This window comes from Aliterella sp. E5.1 (assembly GCF_057473825.1).
In genome coordinates, this window is sequence record NZ_JBYCCV010000356.1 from 1 (window position 1) to 1,439 (window position 1,439).

Genomic DNA, 1,439 nt, shown 5'->3' on the forward strand with positions numbered 1-1,439 from the left:
AGGATAGCGATTGGGCCAAATTCGTCTCAAGAGGGCAGAGGAGTAAATAATCTTCATGGGCTGGCTGTCGCCCCCAGGCTAGAAGTTCCCGTAATCGTTGTTCAAGGATTTACTTGACAGACACCTTGTATACCCAACTGCTGTAGTTTGGATCTTGATTTGCCATAATCGCTATTAGCTTTTCTCGCAGCATTTTAGAGATCGGTCTACTGGCTGGTAACTCATAATTTTCGATCTGCTTGACCGGGGCAATCTTAGCAGCGGTACCACTTAAAAAAACCTCATCGGCAATCAACAGCTCAGACTTATCAATCGGCCTTTCTATGGTTTGAATCCCTAAATCTTGGGCGATTTTAAGAATGCTGTCGCGGGTGATGCCCTCTAAAATATCCTGATCAAACCCTGGGGTAATGAGTTGCCCGTTTCTAACCACAAAGATATTCATCCCTGAGGCTTCACTGACCTTGCCTTGGGAGTTCATCATAATTGCTTCATCAAACCCGCAGGTAACGGCCTCCGTTTTAGCCAGGGCCGACGCAATGTAGGAACTACTCATTTTTCCGCGCAGGGGCAGACTGCGATCTTCTTGACGATGCCAGGAGCTAAATCGACAACTGACACCCTCGGGGGATAAATAATCTCCTAGCTCTAACCCATATATAAAAAAGTCTTTCTCAATATCATGAATTCTAGGGGCAATTCCCAAGCCAGAGGTGTAAATAAAGGGGCGGATATAAAAAGAATTTTCCGAGCGATTTTTTTGAACAAATTCAACAATGGTTTTCTCAATTTTTGCCGCTGGCAGGTCAAAGTCTAAGAATCTGGCGCTGTCACTGAGCCGACGACAGTGACGATCTAATCTAAACAGCAGTACTTGCTGGGGATGATCTGGATCAGGGATGCCCCGCAGCCCCCCAATTGTAGCGGTTCCATACTGCAAAGCATGGGTGGCAATGGAGATCTTGGCTTCGGCAAACGGGACAAACTGTTCCTGAAAGTAAGCAAAGGGCAAAAAACTGTTCATGCGGTAAGTCGTTTCAATCTCTGGTGAACTTGAGTTTATCCAGTTTCAAGCTTGCGGCAGACATACTGAGCATACTCGGGAGCCAGGTAATCAGCTTCAATCAGCTCAAAACCTGCTTGTTTCAGCATACCTTCAATAATCCATCCAAAGGTGCTGTGTTCTTCTCGAACATGCATCTCAAAGTCGCTTTCGGTGAATCCCTGACCCGGAGGCTGGGCAACCCGATTAATCCAGGCATTAATGGCAGATTGATAGTCTGAGGGGGCAAATGAAAATACTGCATCCCGCAGGTAAAGGATGCCACCAGGCTTAAGCATCGCAGCGATCCGCAACAAAGCTACTTGCTTCCAAAAGTCCGGCAGATGATGAAGCGCAGCCTTGGTGACCACAAAGTTAACTGGCTTGGCTTGATGCT

Annotated in this window: 1 protein-coding gene and 1 pseudogene; both read right to left on the bottom strand. The window is 46.8% G+C overall.

Going from position 1 to position 1,439, the window contains the following annotated elements; genetic code table 11:
* Positions 1 to 109: 109 nt before the first annotated feature.
* Positions 110 to 1,024, bottom strand: a complete 915-nt coding sequence (locus tag AC2VE5_RS27190) for a branched-chain amino acid transaminase (RefSeq protein WP_486890649.1) — start codon at positions 1,022 to 1,024, stop codon at positions 110 to 112.
* A gap of 35 nt (positions 1,025 to 1,059) precedes the next feature.
* Positions 1,060 to 1,439 (bottom strand): annotated as a pseudogene (locus AC2VE5_RS27195) (SAM-dependent methyltransferase); the annotation flags it as partial.

Coding starts and splice junctions, on each gene's coding strand:
- AC2VE5_RS27190 (WP_486890649.1), bottom strand. CDS start 1,024: ATGAACAGTTTTTTGCCCTTTGCTTACTTTCAGGAACAGTTTGTCCCG.